Source organism: Bradyrhizobium iriomotense (assembly GCF_030160715.1).
Classification (GTDB): domain Bacteria; phylum Pseudomonadota; class Alphaproteobacteria; order Rhizobiales; family Xanthobacteraceae; genus Bradyrhizobium; species Bradyrhizobium iriomotense.
Genome location: NZ_BSOW01000006.1, coordinates 202,828 through 225,358, shown reverse-complemented (window position 1 = coordinate 225,358; position 22,531 = coordinate 202,828). Strand labels below are relative to the sequence as shown.

The 22,531-nt window shown below is 63.7% G+C and carries 19 protein-coding genes; 8 read left to right on the top strand and 11 right to left on the bottom strand.

Annotated elements, in window-relative coordinates:
- Positions 1-17: 17 nt before the first annotated feature.
- From QQL28_RS11175 to QQL28_RS11150, 6 genes are all read right to left on the bottom strand, one after another.
- Complete coding sequence (locus tag QQL28_RS11175; protein ID WP_284264784.1) at positions 18-1,136, bottom strand: cobalamin-independent methionine synthase II family protein; 1,119 nt, start codon at positions 1,134-1,136, stop codon at positions 18-20.
- Between the two features lie 18 nt (positions 1,137-1,154).
- The gene (locus QQL28_RS11170; protein WP_194403340.1) at positions 1,155-1,871 is read right to left on the bottom strand and encodes an ABC transporter ATP-binding protein; all 717 of its coding nucleotides are present in this window, start codon (positions 1,869-1,871) and stop codon (positions 1,155-1,157) included.
- Positions 1,864-2,619, bottom strand: coding sequence for an ABC transporter ATP-binding protein (locus QQL28_RS11165; protein WP_284264779.1), 756 nt, complete (start codon positions 2,617-2,619; stop codon positions 1,864-1,866). The genes QQL28_RS11170 and QQL28_RS11165 overlap by 8 nt, the downstream gene beginning before the upstream one ends.
- Positions 2,616-3,644 carry a branched-chain amino acid ABC transporter permease gene (locus QQL28_RS11160; RefSeq protein WP_284264777.1) on the bottom strand — a complete coding sequence of 343 codons (1,029 nt, stop codon included), beginning with the start codon at positions 3,642-3,644 and terminating at the stop codon, positions 2,616-2,618. The genes QQL28_RS11165 and QQL28_RS11160 overlap by 4 nt, the downstream gene beginning before the upstream one ends.
- A 9-nt stretch (positions 3,645-3,653) precedes the next feature.
- Positions 3,654-4,523 carry a branched-chain amino acid ABC transporter permease gene (locus tag QQL28_RS11155; RefSeq protein ID WP_284264776.1) on the bottom strand — a complete coding sequence of 290 codons (870 nt, stop codon included), beginning with the start codon at positions 4,521-4,523 and terminating at the stop codon, positions 3,654-3,656.
- A gap of 256 nt (positions 4,524-4,779) precedes the next feature.
- Positions 4,780-5,958 (bottom strand): ABC transporter substrate-binding protein, encoded by a 1,179-nt coding sequence (locus QQL28_RS11150; protein ID WP_284264775.1) that lies wholly within the window; start codon positions 5,956-5,958, stop codon positions 4,780-4,782.
- A gap of 487 nt (positions 5,959-6,445) precedes the next feature.
- Here QQL28_RS11150 and QQL28_RS11145 point away from each other — a divergent pair, with 487 nt between their 5' ends.
- Complete coding sequence (locus QQL28_RS11145) at positions 6,446-6,739, top strand: hypothetical protein (protein ID WP_284264774.1); 294 nt, start codon at positions 6,446-6,448, stop codon at positions 6,737-6,739.
- 68 nt (positions 6,740-6,807) lie between these two features.
- On the opposite strand, the gene purU is transcribed toward QQL28_RS11145, so the two are convergent.
- Positions 6,808-7,671: a formyltetrahydrofolate deformylase gene (gene purU / locus QQL28_RS11140; protein ID WP_284264772.1), complete on the bottom strand. Its 864-nt coding sequence runs from the start codon at positions 7,669-7,671 to the stop codon at positions 6,808-6,810.
- Positions 7,672-7,812: 141 nt separating this feature from the next.
- Between purU and QQL28_RS11135 the strand changes: the two genes are divergently transcribed.
- The gene (locus QQL28_RS11135) at positions 7,813-8,655 is read left to right on the top strand and encodes a uroporphyrinogen-III synthase (RefSeq protein ID WP_284264771.1); all 843 of its coding nucleotides are present in this window, start codon (positions 7,813-7,815) and stop codon (positions 8,653-8,655) included.
- Between the two features lie 116 nt (positions 8,656-8,771).
- Here the strand turns inward: QQL28_RS11135 and QQL28_RS11130 are convergent, their stop codons facing one another.
- The 3 genes from QQL28_RS11130 to QQL28_RS11120 are packed head-to-tail and all read right to left on the bottom strand — an operon-like array spanning position 8,772 to position 13,509.
- Positions 8,772-9,452 carry a redoxin domain-containing protein gene (locus tag QQL28_RS11130; protein WP_284264769.1) on the bottom strand — a complete coding sequence of 227 codons (681 nt, stop codon included), beginning with the start codon at positions 9,450-9,452 and terminating at the stop codon, positions 8,772-8,774.
- 31 nt (positions 9,453-9,483) lie between these two features.
- Positions 9,484-10,164, bottom strand: coding sequence for a redoxin domain-containing protein (locus tag QQL28_RS11125; protein ID WP_284264766.1), 681 nt, complete (start codon positions 10,162-10,164; stop codon positions 9,484-9,486).
- A 21-nt stretch (positions 10,165-10,185) separates the two neighbouring features.
- Positions 10,186-13,509: an adenylate/guanylate cyclase domain-containing protein gene (locus QQL28_RS11120; protein ID WP_284264981.1), complete on the bottom strand. Its 3,324-nt coding sequence runs from the start codon at positions 13,507-13,509 to the stop codon at positions 10,186-10,188.
- A gap of 350 nt (positions 13,510-13,859) precedes the next feature.
- On the opposite strand from QQL28_RS11120, the gene QQL28_RS11115 reads away from it, so the two are divergent.
- A complete protein-coding gene (locus QQL28_RS11115) occupies positions 13,860-15,122 on the top strand; it encodes an MFS transporter (RefSeq protein ID WP_284264764.1) in 1,263 nt (420 codons plus the stop codon).
- A gap of 19 nt (positions 15,123-15,141) precedes the next feature.
- Here the strand turns inward: QQL28_RS11115 and QQL28_RS11110 are convergent, their stop codons facing one another.
- Positions 15,142-15,816, bottom strand: coding sequence for a Crp/Fnr family transcriptional regulator (locus QQL28_RS11110; RefSeq protein WP_284264762.1), 675 nt, complete (start codon positions 15,814-15,816; stop codon positions 15,142-15,144).
- A gap of 337 nt (positions 15,817-16,153) precedes the next feature.
- Here QQL28_RS11110 and QQL28_RS11105 point away from each other — a divergent pair, with 337 nt between their 5' ends.
- The 5 genes from QQL28_RS11105 to QQL28_RS11085 all read left to right on the top strand — a co-directional run bounded on the left by QQL28_RS11105 (position 16,154) and on the right by QQL28_RS11085 (position 22,420).
- Positions 16,154-16,975 (top strand): ABC transporter ATP-binding protein, encoded by an 822-nt coding sequence (locus QQL28_RS11105; protein WP_284264760.1) that lies wholly within the window; start codon positions 16,154-16,156, stop codon positions 16,973-16,975.
- Positions 16,972-18,903 carry a long-chain fatty acid--CoA ligase gene (locus QQL28_RS11100; protein ID WP_284264757.1) on the top strand — a complete coding sequence of 644 codons (1,932 nt, stop codon included), beginning with the start codon at positions 16,972-16,974 and terminating at the stop codon, positions 18,901-18,903. Before QQL28_RS11105 ends, QQL28_RS11100 begins: the two co-directional genes overlap by 4 nt.
- 220 nt (positions 18,904-19,123) lie before the next feature.
- Positions 19,124-20,017, top strand: a complete 894-nt coding sequence (locus tag QQL28_RS11095) for a branched-chain amino acid ABC transporter permease (RefSeq protein ID WP_027528551.1) — start codon at positions 19,124-19,126, stop codon at positions 20,015-20,017.
- 2 nt (positions 20,018-20,019) lie between these two features.
- Positions 20,020-21,093 (top strand): branched-chain amino acid ABC transporter permease, encoded by a 1,074-nt coding sequence (locus tag QQL28_RS11090; RefSeq protein ID WP_254104706.1) that lies wholly within the window; start codon positions 20,020-20,022, stop codon positions 21,091-21,093.
- A gap of 43 nt (positions 21,094-21,136) precedes the next feature.
- Positions 21,137-22,420, top strand: coding sequence for an ABC transporter substrate-binding protein (locus QQL28_RS11085; RefSeq protein ID WP_284264753.1), 1,284 nt, complete (start codon positions 21,137-21,139; stop codon positions 22,418-22,420).
- Positions 22,421-22,531 lie beyond the last annotated feature (111 nt).

Below are 22,531 nucleotides of genomic sequence, written 5' to 3'. Positions count from 1 at the left end.
GACGATTTTCGAGGGACTTATTTGCCCCAGACTTCGTTGGCGATCTCGACCGCGAGGCTGAGCTTGGCCCACTGCTCTTCCTCGGAGAGGATGTTGCCCTCCTCGGTCGAGGCGAAGCCGCACTGCGGGGAGAGCGCGAGCTGCTCCAGCGGCGCGAACTTGGCGGCTTCTTCGAGACGGCGCTTGATGTCGTCCTTCTTCTCGAGCTCGCCGAACTTCGAGGTGATGACGCCGACCACGACGACCTTGTTGCCCTTGGGCAGGAAGCGCAGCGGCTCGAAGCCGCCGGCGCGGTCCGAGTCATATTCCAGGAAGTAGCCGTCGTAGTTGGTGCCGGCGAGCATGGTCTCGGCGACCGGCTCGTAGCCGCCCGAGGAGATCCAGGTCGAGCGGAAATTGCCGCGGCAGACATGCGTCGTCACCACCATGTCGGCGGGCTTCTCGGCCAGCGCGTAGTTGATGATGCGCGAATAGATCTGCTGGAGGCCGTCCGGATTGTCGCCGCGCTCACGCGCCTTCTTCAATTCGTCCTGGGAGCAGAGATAGGCCCACACGGTGTCGTCGAACTGGAGATAGCGGCAGCCGGCGTCGTAGAACGCCTTGACGGCCTTGCGGTAGGTCTTGCCGAGGTCTTCGTAGAACGCGTCGAGATCGGGATAGACGTCCTTCGAGATCGCCTTGCGGCCGCCGCGGAAATGCAGCACCGCCGGCGAGGGGATCGTCATCTTTGCAGTAACATGCGCCTGGTCGGCGTACTTCTTCAGGAACTTGAAGTGGTCGAGCATCGGATGGTGGTCGGGAAAGTCGAGCTTGCCGATCACCCGCACCGCGTCATGCCGCGTCTCGACGCCCGCGAACTGGATGCCCGTGTCGGGGTGGAACAGTTCGCAGCCGGTGAGCTTCGCCAGGAAGTCGAAATGCCACCAGGAGCGGCGGAATTCGCCGTCGGTCGCGAGCTTCAAGCCGATCGAGGCCTGCTTGTGCACGACCTTCTCGATCTCCATGTCCTCGATCTTGCGCAGATCATCGGCCGAGATCTCGCCCTTCTCCAGCTTCGCGCGGGCTTCCTTGATCTTGATCGGACGCAGGAGGCTGCCGACCTCGTCGGCGCGGAAGGGGGCTTTGGTTCGCTGCATTGGTTCACTCCCGAATTTCTAATGGGCGGCCGCCCCGGCGACGCCGAGATGGCGCTCGAGGACCGAGGGGTCGGCCTTCAGCGCGGCGCTCGGGGCGTCGTGGACGATCGTTCCGCGCTCCAATATCACAACGCGGTCGGCAAGCCCCAGAATCTTTTGGGCATTCTGCTCGACGATGATCGAGCAGATGCCGCCGGCCCGGGTGATGGTCCCGATCGCCTTCAGCAGCTCCTCTACGATAATGGGCGCAAGACCCTCGGTCGGCTCGTCCAAGAGCAGCACCTTGGGATTGAGGGTCAGCGCGCGGCCGATCGCCAGCATCTGCTGCTCGCCGCCCGAGAGCTGGTTGCCAAAATTGCTCCGCCGCTCCTTCAGCCGCGGGAACATCTCGTAGACCCTCTCGACCGTCCAAGGGCCGGGCTGCGCGACCGCGGTCATGTTCTCTTCCACCGTGAGCGAGCGGAAGATGTTGCGCTCCTGCGGCACCCAGCCGATGCCGGCGCGTGCGCGCTGGTCGGGCCGCAGCGAGGTGACGTCGGTGCCGGCGAGCGCGACCGAGCCGGAAAAGCGTCGGGTGACACCGACGATGGAGTTGATCAGCGTGGTCTTGCCGGTGCCGTTGCGGCCCAGCAGCGCCAGCACCTGCCCTTCGGCGAGGCGCAAGGACATGTTGGGCAGCACCACCGCCTCACCATAACCGGCGCGCAGGGCCTCGATTGCGAGCAGGTCAGACATTGACCGCCTCCTCGCCGAGATAGACGGCCTTGACCTGCGGATCGCGCGCGACCTGGTCGGGCGGGCCCTCGGTGAGCAGCGCGCCCGAGACCAGCACCGAGATGCGGTCGGCGAAGGAGAAGACGAGATCCATGTCATGCTCGATCAGGAGCACGGTGACGTCGCGCGGCAGCGCTGCGACCACGGCGAGGATGTCGTGGCGCTCGCTTTCGGGCACGCCGGCGGCGGGTTCATCGAGCAACAGCACGCGCGGCTTGGCCGCGATCGCAACCGCGATCTCGAGCAGGCGCTGCTTGCCGTACGGCAGCGTCACCGTCTGCTCGTTCATGACGTCGAGCAAATGGAAGTGCTTGAGCAACTCGGCGATCTCGCCATTGACGTCGTCACGGGTGCCCATCCGCCGCCACCAGTCGCCGCCATGGCCGAGGCGCTCGGAAACGGCGAGGCCGATTGTTTCGAGCGGCGTCAGGTCGGGATAGAGCTGGTTGATCTGGAAGGTGCGCGACAGGCCGCGCAGCACGCGCTTGTGCACCGGCAGATCGGTGATGTCCTGGCCTTCGAGCAGGATGCGCCCGGAGTTCGGCTTGAGCACGCCGGTGAGCTGGTTGATCACCGTGGTCTTGCCGGCGCCGTTCGGGCCGATCAAGGCGTGGCGCGCGCCCTGCTCGATCCTGAGCGACAGGTCGCGCGTCACGCGCAGACCGCCGAACTGCTTTTCGAGATTTTTGGTTTCGAGCGCGATGGTCATGCATCGCCCTCCGGCACGGCGACGACCGCCTTGCGACCGGCAATCTGCTTGATCACGAGGTTCGGCACGAACAGCACCCAGCGGTGCAGGCGCTGGCGGCCGGCCAGCACGATCACGACCAGCACGAGGCCGATCCAGAATTGCCAGTATTGCGGGGTGATGGTCGAGAACCATTCCTGGAGCATGCGGAACACAACCGCGCCGATCAGCCCGCCATAGAGATAGCCGGTGCCGCCGATGACGAGCACCAGCATCAGGTCGGCGGAGCGCTCGAAAGCGAACACGTCGAGCGAGGCGATCGCGGTGGTCTGGGTGAACAGCGCGCCCGCAATCCCCGCATAGAACGCGGCAAGCGTATAGATCGCGATCAGGCGGCGGTTGACGGGAATGCCGATGGCGGCGGCCCGCAGCGGATTGTTCTTGATGGCGCGCAGCGACAGGCCGAACGGCGAATGCACGATGCGGCGCGCGAGCAGGAACAAGAGGAACAGCACGGCGAGGGAGTAGAAGAACCCGGTCTTGCCGAACATGTCGAAGGCCAGCATTCCGAAGATCGGCTGCATCTCGATGCCTTGCAGGCCGTCGGTGCCGCCGGTGATGTTGGAGAAGCGTTCGGCGAGCGCTTCAAGCAGCAGTGCGATGCCGAGCGTCACCATGAGACGGGTCAGGTCGACGCCGCGGATGACGAGGAAGCTGGTGGCAAACCCCAGCACCATCGCGGCAAGGCCGGCGACAACGAGCGCAATCACCGGCTCGTTGATGATCCCGTGCAGCGCAAGCAGCCCCGCGACATAGGCGCCGACGCCGAAGAAGGCGGCATGCCCGAGCGAGACGATACCGGCATAGCCGAGGATGAGATCGAGCGACATCGCAAACAGCGCAAGCCGCACGATGTCGGTCATGATCAGATAGCGCGAGGGAAACACGAAGCCGCAGGCCAGCACGATGAGCCAGAAGGCGACTTCGCCATAGTGCCAGCGCGCATGGCGCTGGGCGTGATAACCGACGTCGGATGCAGCGCTCATCGGCTCAACTCAACGCGCAGCCGCCCGGCCGAACAGGCCGTTCGGGCGCCAGATCAGGATCACGATCATCATGGTGTAGATCACGAAGGGGCCCATCTTCGGCACGTAGTATTTGCCGGCGACGTCACCGATGCCGAGCAGAAGCGAAGCCAGAAATGGACCGGTAATCGAGGACGAGCCGCCGACGGTGACCACGATCAGGAAGTAGATCATGAATTTGAGCGGGAAGTACGGATCAAGCCCGAGGATCTCGGCGCTCAAGGCGCCGCCGAGTCCGGCAAGGCCGCAGCCGAACGCAAAGGTGAAGGCGAACACCTGCGGCACGTTGATACCGAGGCCGCTCGCGGCGCGCGGATCGTCGACGGCGGCGCGCAAACGGCTGCCGAAACGCGTCTTCGCCAGCACGAGCTGGAGCGCGATAGTAAGGAGGCCGCAGATGATGATGATCATCAGCCGGTAGCGGCCGATGCCGACGCCGAACAGGTCGAACTGGCCCTGGAGCGCGGCCGGCAGATTGATGAACACCCGCGACGATCCCATGACGTAGTCGACGGCCGCAACCGACATGAACGTCAGACCGATCGTGAACAGCACCTGGTCGAGATGGCTGCGCGCATAGAGGTGGCGGTAGAGCGTTCGCTCCAGCGCGATGCCGATCACAGCCGCGGAGACGAAGGCGAGCGGCAGCGCGGCGAAGAACGGCCAGCCCTGCTGGTTGACCAGCACGGCGCAGATATAGCCGCCGGTCATCGCAAAGGCGCCGTGGGCTAGATTAACGAAGTTCATCAGGCCGAGCGTGACAGCGAGCCCGCAGGCGAGCACGAACAGCAGCATGCCGTAGGCAACGCCATCGAACAGGTTGGTGAGGATTGCGGTCATCGGGCGGCAGAAGTCATCTCAATTGTAGCCGAGGGTGGAGCTGCGCTCGCTCTCCCGCTTGCGGGAGAGGGGTGGGGTGAGGGTGTCTCCACAGAGAGACTCCCAATGAGAAGAGAGCCCTCACCCGGCGCTTTGCGATAGCCGAGGCTTCGCCTCGGCGTCTCTTGAAGGACGGCCACCGAAGGCGGCCTACGCTCTCCCGCAAGCGGGAGAGGTGCAGCGAGTTCGCGGCGCGCACTACGCAAACAAGACGTCCTTACTTTTTGGTCTTGCCGAGATCCTTGACGGCTTCGAAGGTCGCGAACTCGACGTTGTAGAGCTCGCCGTCGACCTTCTCGACCTTGCGGATGTAGATGTTTTGCACGATGTCGCGGGTCTCGGGATCGATCGAGATCGGGCCGCGCGGGCTCTCCCACTTCTGGCCCTTCATTGCCTCGATCAGCTTGGTGCCGTCGGTGTCGCCACCCGTCTTCTTCAGCGCCTCGTAGATCAGGTGAATGCCGTCATAGCCGCTCACGGCCATGAAGCCCGGGCGGTTACCGAAGGCCTTCTTGTAGGCCGCGACGAAATCCTTGTTCATCTGCGAGGGATGCGCCGCAGAGTAGAGATGCGCGGTCACGGTGCCGAGCACGGCATCGCCCATGTTGTTGAGGAGATCGTCGTCGGTGACGTCGCCTGGTCCGATCACCTTGATGCCGGCCTTGTCGAGACCACGCTCGGCATACTGCTTCATGAAGTTGCCGCCCTGGCCCGCCGGCACGAACACGAAGATCGCGTCGGGCTTGGCGTCCTTCATGCGCTGGAGGAACGGCGCGAAGTCCGGGTTGGCCAGCGGCGTCTTGACCTCCTCGACCACCTCGCCGCCGCCCGCGGTGAAATTCTGCTTGAAGAAGTTCAGCGCGTCATTGCCGGGGGCGTAGTCGGAGGTGAGCGTCGCCACCTTCTTGATGCCGTTCTTCACGGCCCAGTCGGCGATGATGGTGGAAGACTGCGCCAACGTGAAGCTGGTGCGCACGATATAGGGCGAGCGCTCGGTGATGATCGAGGTGCCGGCCGCCATCACGACTTCCGGAATCTTGGCCTGGGTGGCGAGCGGCGCCGCGGCAAGGGCTGCCGGCGTCACGCCGAAGCCGGCGATGAAATTGACCTTGTCGTTGACGATCAGCTCCTGCGCGGCGGTCTTGGTCTTGTCCGGGATCGCGGCATCGTCCTTGACGATGATCTCGACCTTCTTGCCGGCAACGGTGTCGCCCTTCTGCTGCATGTAGAGCTTGATCGCGTTCTCGATCTGCTTGCCGGTCGAGGCCTGGCCGCCCGTCATCGGCAGGATCAGGCCGACCTTCACGGTATCTTCCGCCCTGGCGGGCATGGCGGCCACGAGGCCTGCGACGGCCGCGAGCGTGGCGACCCATGACAATCTGTGACGTCCGAACATCAAAATGTCCCTCCCCTTCTTCCTACTCTTGCGCCCAGAACCGAGTGCCCGGCTCTTGCCTCACCATAACTCAGACTGCGCCATGTGGCGGGGGCCACATGGCGTCTTTCGCGCCCCTGTTGTCAATCGAACGTTCGGCGCAACCGGACGATGCGATGCGGGACAACACGGCCCGATTTCACGGTATTTTATTACCAGTTATTGGCTTTTCGACGATTTGTACGCTTGTACAAATAAAATGGTCCTGTCAACGAAAAATCCTTTTCGCCGGCCAAGCCAAATTGTCGCGAGCGTCCGGGCGACTGTAAGCAGGCCCGGCGCGGCGTGGATGGATCATTCCGCCTTTGATTTGCACAATTTGAACATGGGCTGACGGATGCCGATACACAGTTTCGGTATGGAAATACCCTTCTCGAATAAGCCAATTTTACCTGTTGAAGCCTAACCTCCATCAGACCACCGATGCGCTGCCGGCGCCTTCGAAAAGATGACCATGCGTTTCCGTTCGCTTCCGATCGCCGTCGCGATCACCTTGCTGGCCTCCGGGCTGACCGGCTGCGGCACGGTCAACGAGAAGCTTTCCGCCGGTATGGGTGATTACGTCCCGCACTGGGCCGGCGGCCTGCCGGCCGACGCCCCTCCCCGCCCCGGCACGCCGCAATACGATGCCTGGATGAAGGAGCGCGAACGCAAGCGGATGATGCCGGCCGCGGACCGCGAAAAAGAAGAGCAGGCGCAGAAAGGCGCCACGGGCTCCACCTCCGGCAACGCGGTGCGTTAGGGAAGGCGAATTGCGAGTAGGGAGTGGCGAATGGCGAAGGTACCCTTCCGTTCGCTATTCGCCACTCGCTAGTCCATGAACACCACGGTCTTGCGGCCGTTGAGAATGACGCGGTCGTCCAGATGGTACCGGATCGCACGCGCGAGCACGCGCCGTTCGATGTCGCGGCCCTTGCGGACGAGATCCTCGGGCGTGTCGCGATGGCTGATGCGCTCGACGTCCTGGTCGATGATCGGGCCCTCGTCGAGGTCGCGCGTCACGTAATGCGCGGTCGCGCCGATCAGCTTGACACCGCGCTCATGGGCCTGGTGATAGGGCTTTGCGCCCTTGAAGCCCGGCAGGAACGAGTGGTGGATGTTGATGCAGCGTCCCGACAGACTTGCTGAGAGATCGTCCGACAGGATCTGCATGTAGCGCGCGAGCACCACGAGATCGGTCTTCGTCCTGGCGACGAGATCGAGGATCTGCGCCTCCTGCTCGCGCTTGGTGTCCCTGGTGATAGGCAGATGATGGAACGGGATCTCGCCGAAATCGAGCCCGGCATAGGCCTCGCGCGGATGGTTGGAGACGATCGCCGTCGGAATCATCGGCAGCTCGCCGGTGCGCCAGCGATAGAGGATGTCGACCAGGCAGTGGTCGGACTTCGACACCAGCAGCATCACGCGGCGAAGCGCCGCGCGGTCGCGCATCTGCCAAGCCATGCCGAAGCGCTCCGCGATCGCGGCGAAACCGGTCTGCAAGGCCGACAGCTCGACGGCGAGATCGGCCGCCGTGAACACCACCCGCATGAAGAAGTTCTTGGTCTCGATGTCGTCGAACTGCTGGGCGTCGAGAATGTTCTGTCCATTATGGGCGAGGAAGGTCGACACCGCCGAGACGATGCCGGGGCGATCCGGACAGGAGAGCGTCAGAACATATTGATGGTCGGGCATGAGCGTTGATGAAGGTTTGGGCAAACGATATGGAACAGGCCGCTTTTGCATCCTGCTCTATCACCGGAGCTGGCCTTGCGCCAATCCCAAGACCGGAGTCAGGATGAACGCAACATTGCAATTCCAAACCGAGGCTCGACCATGGCCGACCGGCTGAACGGCTACCGCATCCTGATCCTGGAAACGCGCGAGGAGGCACAATTTTCCAAGCTTCTCGCCGAACAGGGCGCCGACGTCGTGCAATGCCCGATGTTCGCCATTCACGACGCGCCGGACCCAGCGCCGGTCGAGGCCTGGATTCGACGTAATATCGACAGCCCGTTCGACGATCTCGTGCTGATGACCGGCGAAGGCCTGCGGCGGATGATGAAGCTTGCGCGCGAACGCGGGATCGACCAGGCGTTTGTCGCAGCGCTCGCCAAACCGCGAAAATTCACCCGCGGGCCGAAGCCGGGGCGCGCCCTGCGCGAGGTTGGGCTGGAGGCGCAGCAGACCACGGAGAAGCCGACCACCGAGGGCGTCATCGAGATGCTATCGAAGATCGATTTGAAGGGCCACCGGCTCGGCTTGCAGCTCTATCCCGACAAGGACCACAGCGCGTTGATCGGCGCACTCTCGGCGCAAGGCGCCGAGGTCGATACGGTGCTGCCTTACGTCTACGACCCCAAGGCGGCGGATGCCAACATCGTCACCGCGATCGACGACATGGCACAGGGGCGGATCGATGCCATCGCGCTCACCAATCTCGGCCAGGTCCGCCGCCTCGTCGAAGCCGCCAAGGCGCATGACAGCGAGGACAGGCTGCGCGACGGATTGAAACGGACGCTTATTGCCTCGGTCGGGCCCGCCGTATCGGGCGAGCTCGCCGCACATGGCCTGCGCCCGGACATCGTGCCGGCCGAAGATTCCTACTTCATGCGGCCGCTGATCTCGGCAATGGCCGCGGCGCTGGCGGAGAAGCACCCGAAGGCGGGAGCGCGTTGAGTACAACGCCTGTGCCTAAAGCGTGATGAGATTAGGATGAATCGTCATCGCGCTTTAGGTTATTGTTTGCGCATGATCTTTTCGGAAAACCGCTTCACACTTTTCCGGATCATGCTTTAGCCTGCTACCTGCGAGGCAGCCGACATCAGCTCCTGAGGGCTCGGCGCTCCGAACATGCGATGGCCGCCGTCAGGAACCTCGGTGAAGGTCCAGCGCACGATCCCCTCCCGATCGAGCAGGAACTGGCCGAACAGTTGGCCCATGCCGGCTGCCGCCATGCGCTGATCAACTTCGGTCATCTCGTAACCGTCCTTGTTGTTGAGGTATTCGGAGGCCGCCGGTCGGTTCATGGGGCCGGGCAATTCGCCGGGCATATCGACTTGCATGGTCATGACCACGTCCAGGCCCACCTTGCGCGGCCACTCGGTCTCGTTCTCCGTGAACTCGACGTTGGGCAGGCCGAACGCGCGATGCGAGACCCGCTCGGGGTCGGACGCGGCGAGCAGATTGGGCAATGGATGATAGCGGAAGTAGAGCCGCGCGCGCTCGATCGGCGTATTGACGACCGTGAGGCTTTCGACGCCCTTATCGCGCAGAGCTGCATCAAGCTGTGCCTGTGCCGCGATGTGACGCCGGCAGAACGGGCAGTGCAGGCCACGAAACAAGCCGACCAATATCGGACTATGCCCGCGAAAATCTTCGAGCGCGATCTTTCCCTCTCGTGTGATGGCGTCCAGCACGATATTCGGTGCACGATCGCCCGGTTGAAGTGGTCCATCGGCATGACGTTCTGACATGGTTGAACTCCCTCACGTTAGCTAACGGTGCCTAGCCTGCCACCTGCGAGGCAGCCGACATCAACTCCCGAGGGCTCGGCGCCTCGAACATGCGCTGGCCGCCGTCAGGAACTTCGGTAAAGCTCCAGCGCACAATCCCCTCGCGGTCGAGCAGAAACTGCCCAAACAACTGGCCCAAGCCGGTTGCTTCCATGCGTTTGTCGGCTTCCGTGATCTCGTAACCGTCCTTGTTGTTGAGGTAATCAAACGCCGCCAGTCGATTCATCGGTCCGGACAATTCGCCTGGAATTTCGACCTGCATGTTCCTCACCACATCCATGCCGACCTTGTGCGGCCACTCGGTTTCGCTCTCGGTAAACTCGAGATTGGGCAAGCCGAACGCGCGGTGCGACTTGCGCTCGGGATCGGACGCGGCGAGCAGATTGGGCAACGGATGGTAACGGAAATAGAGTCGCGCGCGCTCGATCGGCGTGTTGACCACCGTGAGACTTTCGACGCCTTTCTCGTGCAGGGCGGCGCCAAGTTGTGCCTGTGCCGCGATATGACGGCGGCAGAACGGGCAATGCAGCCCCCGAAACAAGCCGATCAATATCGGACTCTGTCCGCGAAAATCTTCAAGCGCGATCTTTCCGTCGCGCGTGATGGCGTCCAGCACGATGTTCGGTGCACGATCGCCCGGTTGAAGCGGTCCATCGACGTGACTTTCGGACATGGTCGAACTCCTTCACATGACCTAGTCAAGAAATGGCAGTACGATCAGCCCTGCGGGATCGAGCCCGTGCCGGGCGCAGACATCATGTGCGAGCGCGAAATACCGCTCGGCCTCGGGCATGTCGCCTCGATCAAGGTTCAGCGTCGCAAGACCATCATAGCATGGAAAGAGCTGCTGCGGCTCGCCGGTTTCACTCGCCACCTCGATGGCCTCATTGTAGTAGCGGGCGGCCAGCTCGGGGCGAAAATGGCATTGATGGATTTGCCCAAGCACGATCAAGGGCACGGAGAGATGCTCGCGCTGATCGAGCGCACGGTCGATTTCAATCGCTTTTTCGGCAGCCGGAACCCCCTCGTCAGTGCATCTGTCCGTGAAGGTGCAACAGGCAACGGCAAAATTGGCGAGAAGGCGCGCCTGGAAGCCGAGATCGCCGATACGACGCGCGACATCGAGTCCGCGCCGGCAAACCTCCACGGCTTTCGCCGGGTCGACAATCGTGTAGAGCACACCGAGATTGGTGTAGCCACGACAGGCGACGTTGAGGAGGCCGGCGGCTTCAGCCGCTGCGACACTTTGCTCCACCTCGCGCACCGCCTCCTGGTGTCGTCCAAGCCGCGCCAGTGCAACCCCCTTGGTGTTGAGCGCCTCCGCAGTGGCGCGCGCCGCCTCGAGTCCGGCCTGCTTGTCCGCATCCGTCGGCACGGATCGGGCGTAGCCAAGCGCCTCGTCTGCCCATCCCGCTGCGGCCACGTGATCGCCGGTGCGAAACGCGAGACGGCCGCGCTCCTGCAGCAGGTGCGCCCACTCGATGGGCGCGTCGATCCCTCCAAGCCGTTCAGCCGCCTCGGCGTAATGCGTCTCTGCCTTGATCCGCTTGCCGGCGTCCCACAATAGCCGCCCCAGCTTGCGAAGAATTCGCGCTTCGCCGATGCGATCCGCAGCGGCGCGGTGCCCCTCCAGCGCGCTCTGGTAGTGCTCCTCGGCCGTGTTTCGGCGGCCGGCCGCGCCACTGAGGTCCGCGATCCGCTCGTACAGGACCAGGCGTTCCGGCTCCGGTTCGCCGCCGGTCAACAACACGGCGAGGGCCTGCTGGTAGAGACGGATGGCATCGTCATTGGCGTAGGTCGCGCGAGCGCGATCGCCGGCCTCGCGCAGATAACGCGCGCCTTTCGGCTTGCTCGCGCTCAAACTGAAATGATGTCCGAGCTGGATGAGGTCTTCGAGCCGCTCGGGCTCGTTGCCATAGAGCCGCTCGAGAGCGGCACCGATCCGTCCATGGAGCTCGATCCGGCGCTGCAACAGCAGGTTCTGATAGATCACGTCCTGCAGCATGGTTTGCGTAAAGCGATAGGATCGCAACGAAATCGAGTTCGAGCCCGCGACCTCCTCGACGATCTCGGCGTCGCACATAAGTTCGATCCCCGCTTCGACCTTTGCCTGCTCGGTTGCCGTCGCACCGAGGAGTGCCGCATCAAAGCGCGGGCCGATCACCGCGGCCTCCTGGGCCAGCCGGCGCACCTCCTGCGGCAGCCGGTCCAGGCGCGCCAGCAACAGCGCCTGAATGCTTGCCGGGATGTCGGCGGCGGCTTCATCCGACTTGATCCGCCACTGCGCGCCGTCACGCTCGAGGGTGCCGGCCTCGATGAGACCGCGGATGATTTCCTCGAGGAAAAGTGGATTGCCGCTCGCGCGCTCGAGGATACGACCGAACAGATTTCCCGGCGGCTCACACCAGCCGTGACTGAAATAGGCCGCGAGCAGCCTTTGTCCGTCGGCATCACCAAGCGGGAGCAATCGAAGGGTCGTTTGGCTGATCCGCCCCGAACCGAACTGATCCAGCTCGAGCATTGGCCGATGCGTGAACAACAGCATCAGCCGCGTCCGCTCCAGCCGGTCCATCAGAAACCGCAGCGCTTCAAGCGACACGGCATCGGCCCAGTGCAGGTCCTCGACGACGATCAGAAGCGGTGATAAAGCGAGGCGGCGTTCGAAGACGGTGCGGATCGCGAAAAAGATCTGTCGGCGGAGTTGTTCGGGCTCGACATGCCTCAGCGCGGCGTTGGGGTCGCCGAGGCCAAGGACATGCAAATAGAGCGGCATCAGGCGGTCCGCCTCCTCGGCCGCGAGGCCCAGCTCCGACAGCGCTTCGGCAACCTTCGCCTCCGCCTCTGCCGCGCCGGCCTTCTGTGCGATGCCATAGGCACTGCGCAGCACAGCGGCGAGTGTGCCGTAGGATTGTTCGCCGAGCGGCGAACAGACCGCCTGCCGGATCGCCACGCCTGCGAAGCGATCCTCATCGCGGATGCGGGCCACGAATTCGTTGACAAGGCGCGTTTTCCCGATACCGGCTTCGCCGACCAGTCGCACCAATTGAGCCGCACCACCGCACGCCCGATCGAGGCTGCCGATCACGCGCGCAAGCTCGGCGTCGCGCCCGACCAGCGGCGCATTGAGGCCTAGCGTGTCGAGGCCTCGCGCCGCACGGGGCGCCTCGAGCGGCGCGTTCAGACGGTGAACCAGAACGCTGCCCATCTTGCCCTTGAGCGAGACCTCGCCAAGCGAATCGTAGGAGAACGCATGCCGCGTCAGACGGTGGGTCAACGGTCCGACCAGCACCTCGCCGGGAGACGCCATCGACTGCAAGCGCTGAGCGGTATTCACCGTGTCACCGGTCACCGAGTACGATTTGGCAACACCCACGCCCAGCCCGCCCGCAACGACGTGCCCGGTATTGATGCCGACATGGAGCAGCAGGGGTGAGCCGGCATACGCCTTCACGCGCTCGCTGAGGCGCGCCGTCCGGCCGATCATGTCGAGGGCGGAGCGGACCGCCCGCTCCGGGTCGTCCTCGTGCGCGGCCGGCGCACCAAACAGAGCAAGCAACGCATCGCCGATGAATTTGTCGACGAAGCCGCCAAAGCTTTGCACCGCGGCCGTCAGCTCCTCGAACAGTTCGTTCTGAAGCGTCTGCATGACCTCGGGGTCGAGCCGCTCGCTCATCGAAGTGAAACCGCTGAGATCGGCAAACAGCACGGTGATGGTACGGCGATTTGCCTCGCCATCGATTTTATCCGCCTGCGGTCGAAATGCGTGTTGAGCCTCGGCCGTCGGCGCGAGCGGTGGCGAGGACGACCTGATTGGGAGTGTCACCGGGCTCGTCCGCACCGATGCCGGCCCGCCGCCTTGGGGCGCCTCACAGACGAGAGCGCCGCATTTCGGGCAATACGCGAAATCCGGCGCGCATGGAAAGCCGCAGGCAGGGCACGGGTTCGGCTGCTTCGTGCCGCACTTCGGGCAGAAGGCAAAGCCGCTCTGAACCTCGAAACTGCACCCCGAGCACTTCATGGCCCAAGACCTCATGGGCCAAGACCTCGTGGCCCAAGACCTCGCGGAAGCCGCGACGGCGCGAGTCCCCTGGACCCTTGCCGAATGGGTCCAGGGTTTGGACCAGAATGGGCTCGGCGCGCCGGAAGAGCAAGCGGCCGCTCGCCTATCCCTCCACGAAACGGGCTGGACCGCGAGCAGATGCTGCGGGTGCACCGGCGTATCGGAAGACGGCCCCACGTGTATCGCGAGTTGTCGGCGAGCATGGCCGCATGCGGCAGCGTCAATTGACACGCGTGTTGCCGGCACTACGCTGGCGAACAGAAAAAATAATAAGGGCAGGGAATCGCCGTGAAACCCGTCTTCGCATCTTGAACACAGCCGCACGACCTTCCGCGCTCGCGCCATTTCGCATCCGCAACTATCGCTTTCAATGGCCATCCGATCTGCTCACCTCCTGGGCGTTCGAGGTGGAGACGCTGGTGCTCGGCTGGTACATCATGGTGGAGACCGGCTCGGTGCTGCTGCTCACCATCCTGGCATCGCTGCAATATGTCGGAACACTGACTGCGCCGGTATTCGGGATGATCGGAGATCGCATGGGTCACCGGGATCTTCTCGTCGCCATGCGTCTTGCCTATACGGCACTGTCTTCGACCATCATGGCGCTGGCCCTCACCGGCCATCTGGCGCCGCTCAATGTCATGATCATCGTCGCGGTCATGGGCCTGATTCGTCCTTCAGATCTCGGCATTCGTGGCGCGCTGCTCGCCAGCATCATGCCGGCCGAACAACTGGTCGGTGCCATCAGCCTGTCACGGACGACCCAGGATAGCGCGCGCATCGCCGGCGCCTTGACCGGCGCCGGCCTGTTTGCCGCGCTTGGCATCGGCCTCGTTTATGTGGCGATCGCCTGTCTCTATCTCGTGGCCGCGATCCTGATGCTCTGCCTGACCCGGCCGCCAAAGTCCGCTGCCGCAAGTCATCGCGCGGCGGACGACCGCGCCGGCACGAGACTGCTGCGCGACCTCAAGGAAGGCATCGTTTATGCCTGGAATGGCCCTGGGATGAGGGCAGCGCTCTGCGTCGCATTCCTGGCCAATCTCACGGCATTTCCGCTGACGAACGGGCTGCTGCCTTTCGTCGCGCGCGACATCTTTCATACCGATCAGACCGGTCTCGGCTATCTGTCGGCGAGTTTCGCCGTTGGCTCGCTGATCGGCTCGATCACGCTCAGCCTTGTGGGCGGCTTGCGCATCGCCCGGCTTCTGATCGGCGCGACACTCGCCTGGTATGCGATGCTGCTGGTGTTCGTCGGATTGAGGACCATGCCGGTTGCCATGGCCTGCCTCGTGCTCGCCGGCATCGCCCAGAGCATGTCGATGATATCAGCCGCCGTGATCCTGATGCGTGCGGCAAGCGCGCATCTCCGGGGCCGCGTGATGGGGGTGCGCATGATGGTGATCTACGGCTTGCCGCTCGGACTGCTCGCAGCGGGCAGCTTGATCGACCGCATCGGCTATTCGGCGACGGGCTCGCTGTATGCGATCTCGGGGTTCATCGCGATGATGGCGATTGCAGTGCGCTGGCGCGACGATCTGTGGCCGGCACACGCGCCGGCCAATGCGCGATGACGGATGGGCGGCTCAAGCGCTAATCCCCATACCCGCGGAGCCGCTCGACATCGAGGATGGTGACGCCACCATATTCGAGCCGCAACAGCCCCTCCTTCTCGAGCCGGTTCAGCGCGCGGTTCGCGTTCTGCCGCGACATGCCGGAGAGTGCGCCGATCTCCTCCTGGGTGATCTCCAGATGCGTCTTGGAGTCCGGATAGAGGATCGGGTTGAACAGCGAGGCGATGCTGCGGGCAAGCCGTGCGGTTGCATCCAGCGTGCGGTTGACCTCGAGCATGCCGATGAACTGGCCGAGCCGTTCGTTGAGCTGGCGCACCAGGAAACGGTTGAAGCCGACGCTGTTCTCGAACAGCCAGAGGAAAGCGCTGCGCTCCATCAGCGCCAGACGGCTGTCGCGGAGCGCAACCACGTCGTAGCGCCGCGGCTCGTTCTTGAGCACGCTGCCCTCGCCGAACCAGGCTCCCGCGGTGAGGCCCGCCAAGCTCGTCTCCTTGCCGTCGCGCGAGACCCCGCCCATCCGTGCGAGACCACTGACCACGCCGGCCCAATAGTCGAACTTGTCGCCGCGCATGAAGACGGTCTCGCCGTTGACATAGGATTTTTCGATAATCCCTGCACGGGCAACCTCGATCTCACGCTCCGTGAGCTCGCGCGACCAGGCGGCGACGCGCTTCAATTGATCCTCTGAAATCATGATCCCGAAGCCAACCGCACCGTAACGTCACCCCCACCCGATTGCTGCACCGCAACAAACCTGCCTCGTCCGCCGTGCGACGAAAGAAGCAGGCCCCCGCCCTCGCGAAAAACTTTGCCGACGAATTGTCAGGCACAAGACATTTCAAAATAGCGCTTTACCCTATTGAGGACCACCTCGCGCGATGCGGCTTTTGTTCCCAATGGGGACAACGCCGGTGGCGTGACCGGGCCGGGACCATCGGCTGCATGGTTTCGCCCGAACGGCCGATATAGGATCGGCCCAAGGAAGTGGACGAAAGAGCGCCAAAGCGCCGTCGCCGGGGAGGGAATTATTGGTGGCAACCAGTCTTGAAGTGCGCGGCGTGTCCTTGCGGTTCGGCGGCGTCCGCGCGCTGACCGACGTCAGCTTTTCCATCAAGGACGGCGAGCTGTTCTCGATCATCGGCCCCAACGGCGCCGGCAAGACCTCGATCGTGAACTGCATTTCCGGGCGCTACAAGCCGACCGAAGGCCAGCTCCTCTATCAGGACCGCGACATCACGGGATTGACGCCGAACGCCCGCGCCTCGCTCGGCATCGGCCGCACCTTCCAGAATCTGGCGCTGTTCCACCATATGAGCGTGCTCGACAACATCATGGTCGGGCGCCATCACCTGCTGAAAAATAACTTCATCACGGGCTCGCTGTATTGGCTGACCGGCGCGCGCAAGGAGGAGCTCGCGCACCGCCGCAAGGTCGAGGAGATCATCGACTTCCTCGACCTGCAATCGGTTCGAAAGGCGCAAGCCGGCACCCTGCCCTACGGCCTGCGCAAGCGCGTCGAGCTGGCGCGCGCCATGGCGCTGGAGCCGCGCCTCATTCTTCTCGACGAGCCGATGGCCGGCATGAACTTCGAGGAGAAGGAGGACATGGCCCGCTACATCGTCGATCTCAACGAGGAGTTCGGGATGACGGTGGTGATGATCGAGCACGACATGGGCGTGGTGATGGATATTTCCCATCGCGTGATGGTGCTGGATTTCGGCCGCAAGATCGCCGAGGGCGATCCGGCCGCGGTGCTGGCCGATCCCCACGTCAAGCGCGCCTATCTCGGCGAAGAGGACGAGGTGCTGGTCGATCCCGACGACAAGCCCGCTGCTCCGGAGTGCGCGGCATGATGGACTATGCAGGGCGCGTCGCGCAGGCCGACACCTATCCGAAACTTCTGCGGCTGAATGCGAAGGAGCACGGCAGCGAGGTCGCGCTGCGCGAGAAGGATTTTGGGCTCTGGCGTCTCTTCACCTGGAGTGACTACCAGAGGCGGGTGCGCGATTTCGCCCTCGGCCTCGTCGAGCTGGGCCTTGGGCGTGGCGACGTCATCGGCATCATCGGCGACAACCGGCCCGACTGGGTCGCCGCCGAAGTGGCAACGCACGCGATCGGCGGCTTGAGCCTCGGGCTGTACCGCGACGTGCTGGACGAAGAGGCCTCCTATCTCCTCAACTATGGCGAGGCGCAGCTCGTCTTCGCCGAGGACGAGGAGCAGGTCGACAAGCTCTTGGGGCTTGCGGATCGCGTGCCAAAACTGAAGCACATCATCTATTCCGATCCGCGCGGCATGCGGAAATATGATGATCCGCGGCTGATGCCGGCCGAAAATCTCGCCGAACTCGGCCGTGCGCGCGCCGCACGCGAGCCGGAGCTTTACGACAAGCTCGTGGATGCGACCAGGGGCGACGACGTCGCGATCCTCTGCACGACGTCCGGCACCACCTCGCATCCCAAGCTCGCGATGCTCGCCGCCGGCCGCGTGCTCGGCCACTGCGCTACCTATCTTTCGTTCGATCCAAAAGGGCCGGACGACGAATACGTCTCCGTGCTGCCGCTACCCTGGATCATGGAGCAGGTCTACGTGCTCGGCAAAGGCCTGCTCTGCCGGATGAAGATCAATTTCGTCGAAGAGCCCGACACCATGATGAACGATCTGCGCGAGATCGCGCCGACGTTCGTGCTCTTTGCGCCGCGCGTATGGGAGTCGATCGCCGCCGACGTCCGCGCCAAGGTGATGGACGCGACGCCATTCAAGCAGAGCCTGTTCGAGCTCGGCATGAAGAGTGGGCTGGCTGCGCTTGCGCACGGCAGGCATTCGACCCTCGCCGACATGGTCCTGTTTCGCGCGTTGCGCGACCGCCTCGGCTTCACCCGGCTGCGCTCGGCTGCAACCGGCGGTGCCGCGCTTGGGCCTGACACCTTCAAGTTCTTCCAGGCGATGGGCGTGCCATTGCGCACGCTGTACGGCCAGACGGAGCTGTTAGGGGCCTACACGCTGCACCCGGAAGGCAAGGTCGATCCCGACACCACCGGCGTTCCCATGTCCGATGAGATCGAGATCCGGATCGACAATGCCGATATTCATGGCGTCGGCGAGATCGTGGTGCGGCATCCCAACATGTTCCTGGGCTACTACAAGAACCCCGAGGCAAGCGTCGCCGACATCAGGGATGGCTGGATGCTCTCGGGTGACGCCGGCTATTTCAACGACAACAGGCAGCTCGTGGTCATCGACCGGATCAAGGATCTCGCCGAGACCTCGCGCGGCGAGCGCTTCTCGCCGCAATTCATCGAGAACAAGCTCAAATTCTCGCCCTATATCGCGGAGGCCGTCGTGCTCGGCGCGGGCCGCGACGCGCTCGCGACCATGATCTGCATCCGCTACTCCATCATCTCGAAATGGGCGGAGAAGAGCCGCCTCTCCTTCACGACCTACAGCGACCTCGCCTCGCGGCCCGAGGTGTATCAGCTGCTTCAGAAGGAGGTCGAGACGGTCAACGCGACCTTACCGCCGGCGCAGCGCATCTCGCGCTTCCTCCTGCTCTACAAGGAGCTCGACGCCGACGACGGCGAGCTCACCCGCACGAGAAAAGTGCGCCGCGGCGTCATCAACGAGAAGTATGCAGATATCATCGACGCGATCTATCGCGGCGACGCCAACATCCCCGTCGACACCGTGATCCGCTTCCAGGACGGCACCACCCAGCGCGTCCGCACCACGCTGCGGGTGGTGGACCTGGGTGGGCATGGCCACATGGCGGAGGCCGCGGAGTGACGTCAGTTCCTGCCCAAGATGCGATGCCAGCCGATGCGCCCTCTCCCCTTGTGGGAGAGGGCATCACCGCCATCAGCCACAGCCTCACGGTGAGGGGTCCTCTCTCCGCACCGTCAGTGCGGAGACAACCCCTCACCCGGCTTCGCTCCGCGAAGCCACCCTCTCCCACAAGGGGAGAGGGTGCAGCGTCATCGCATCTGCTTTTTGCGCGGATATCGACATGAACACCGCATTCCTCATCCAGCTCCTGGTCAACGGCCTCGTGGTCGGCACGCTCTATGGTGTCGTCGCGATGTCGTTTGTGCTGATCTACAAGGCGACGCAGGTCGTCAACTTCGCGCAAGGTGAATTGCTGCTGGTCGGCGCCTGGGTGTGCTGGGCGCTGCTCGCAAAATACCAGGTCCCGTTCTGGATCGGCATGCCGATGACGCTCGTCTTCATGTTCGTCTTCGGCATCGCGATCCAGGTGCTGATCCTCAGGCCGATGATCGGCGAGCCGATCATCTCGGTGATCATGGTGACGATCGGCCTTTCCACCGTGTTCCAGGCCGCGCTGAAGTGGATGTTCGGCGTCAACCCGCAGCCGTTCCCGCGCGTGTTCGAAAGCCAGTCGGTGAACCTGCTCGGGCTTCAGATCCAGACCGTCTACATCATGAGCCTCGTGGTCTCGGTCGCGATGATGATCGGCATGGCCTGGTTCTTCCGCGCCTCCAAATACGGCCTTGCGATGCGGGCAACCGCGTTCAACCAGCAGGTCGCGCAGTCGCTCGGCATTTCCGTGAAAAGCGTGTTCGCGATGGCCTGGGCGATCTCGGCGACGGTGTCGGCGGTCGCCGGCGTCGTCGTCGCCGTGGTGAACGGCGTGTCGTCGGGACTGGCGGCCTACGGCATCAAGGTGTTTCCGGCGGCGATCCTCGGCGGGCTGGACTCGGTCGGCGGCGCCGTGCTCGGCGGCATCATCATCGGACTTCTCGAGAACATCGCGCAATACGTCGACAGCCAGTATCTGCACTGGGGCAATCTCTACGAGATCGCGCCGTTCTACGTCCTCATCATCGTGCTGATGATCAAGCCTTACGGCCTGTTCGGCACCCACGACATCGAGCGGATTTGACCATGGCCGGCCCTGCCCTCATCCCTGCTGGTGATTTCCGCACGACCTACGCGGCCGACACCACGATCTTCCCGACCAAGACCAGCCGCAACTTTGCGATTGCCGGCGTGCTCCTGCTCTGCCTTGCACCGCAATTCTTCGGCGGATACTGGCTCAGCATCCTGATCCAGATCGGCATCTTCTCGATCGCGGCGCTTGGCCTCAACATCCTGGTCGGCTTCACCGGCCAGATCTCGATCGGGCACGCTGCCTTCTTCCTGCTCGGCGCCTTCACCTCGGCCTATATCTCCAACAACGCGCCGATCCCGGTGTTCTTCGCGATCCCGCTCGCCGGCATCGTCACCGCGCTCGTCGGCTTGGTCTTCGGCATTCCGGCGGCGCGGCTGAAGGGGCTCTATCTCGTCATCGCGACGCTCGCGGCGCAATACATCCTGCTCGACTTCTTCTCTCGCGCCGAATGGTTCTCCGGCGGCTCGGTGCCGGCCAGCGCCGAACCGTTCTCGATCTTCGGCTATACGCTGCGCGGCGATAAGCAATATTTCTACGTCGTGCTGGCTTACGTGCTCGCGAGCTACATCCTCGTCACCAATCTGATGCGCACGCGCGACGGCAGGGCGCTGGTCGCGATCCGCGACCACTATCTCTCCGCGGAGATCATGGGCATCAACCTGACGAAATACCGCACGCTGTCGTTTGCGCTGGCCGCCTTCTTCGCAGGCATCGCCGGTGCGCTCTATGCGCACTACCAGCAGGTTGTCTCGCAGGAGGGGTTCGGCATCGAGCGCTCGATCCTGTTCCTCGCCATGATCATCATCGGCGGCACCGGCTCGATCATGGGCACCCTGATGGGCACCGCCTTCGTGGTGCTGCTGCCGGAATCGATGGAATGGCTCAGCCTGCACCTGAAGGGCGGCGCCATCGACCACGCGCTGTCTCTCAACACCAACATCACCTTCCTCCGCGAGATCGCGATCGGGCTCATCATCATCGCGTTCCTGATGTTCGAGCCAGATGGGCTCGCGCATCGCTGGCGGCAGATCAAGGCTTACTGGAAACTCTACCCGTTCTCGCATTGAGCGCGGGTTACTCGACCAAAACGATAACAGGAGGAACCAACCAATGAAGACAAAATCCCTTTTGGGCACCGCATCGCTCGCGCTTGCGATCGCAGCCTTTTCGGCCAGCGCGCAGGCGCAGATCGCGATCGGTCATCTCGCCGATTATTCCGGCGGCACATCCGATGTCGGCACTCCCTACGGCCAGGCCGTCGCCGACACGTTTGCCTGGATCAACAAGAGCGGCGGCGTCGGCGGCAAGCAGCTCAACCTCGACACCAATGATTACGGCTATCAGGTGCCGCGCGCGATCGCGCTGTACAAGAAGTGGTCGGCACCCGACACCAAGGTCGCGGCGATCATGGGCTGGGGCACGGCCGACACCGAGGCGCTGACCGGCTTCCTCGCGCAGGACAAGATCCCCGACATGTCCGGCTCCTATGCCGCCGCGCTGACCGATCCCGAAGGCACCAGCGGCAAGGCGAAGGCCGCGCCCTATAATTTCTTCTACGGCCCGACCTATTCGGATGCACTGCGAGCGATGCTGATGTGGGCTGCGGACGACTGGAAGGCCAAGGGCAAGGGCGGCAAGCCGAAGTTCGTCCATATGGGTGCGAACCACCCCTACCCGAACGCGCCGAAGGCGGCCGGCGAGGCGCTGGCGCAGGAGCTCGGCTTCGAGGTGCTGCCGCCGCTGGTGTTCGCGCTGACGCCGGGCGACTACAGCGCGCAATGCCTGAGCCTGAAGTCGTCGGGCGCCAACTACGCCTATCTCGGCAATACCGCAGCCTCCAACATCTCGGTGATGAAGGCCTGCAAGTCGGCCGGCATCGACATCCAGTTCCTCGGTAATGTCTGGGGCATGGACGAGAACGCCGCCAAGACCGCAGGCGATGCCGCCGACGGCGTGATCTTTCCCTTGCGTACCTCCGTGAGCTGGGGCGGCGACGCGCCTGGCATGAAGACGGTGATGGAAATCTCGAAGATGTCGGACCCGACCGGCAAGGTCTATCGCCCCGTGCACTACGTCGCAGCCGTGTGTTCGGCGATGTACATGAAGGAGGCGCTGGACTGGGCCGCCAAGAACGGCGGCGCGACCGGCGAGAACGTCGCCAAGGGCTACTACCAGAAGAAGGACTGGGTGCCGGCGGGCATGGAGGGCGTCTGCAATCCCTCGACCTACACCGAGAAGGATCACCGCGGCACGATGAAGGTCGACCTCTATCGCGCCAAGGTGACGGGTGCGACCGACGGCGACCTCAATGACCTCATGGCCAAGGGCACGATCAAGCTCGAGAAGGTGAAGACCGTCGAGCTGCCGCGCAAGCCGGAATGGTTCGGATGGTGAGCGGCGCTAACGCCCCACACGCACCTGTCATCCCCCGCGAAGGCGGGGGATCCGGTACGCCGCGGCTTCTCAGGGAACGTCGGGCGTCTCTGGAATACTGGGTCACCCGCC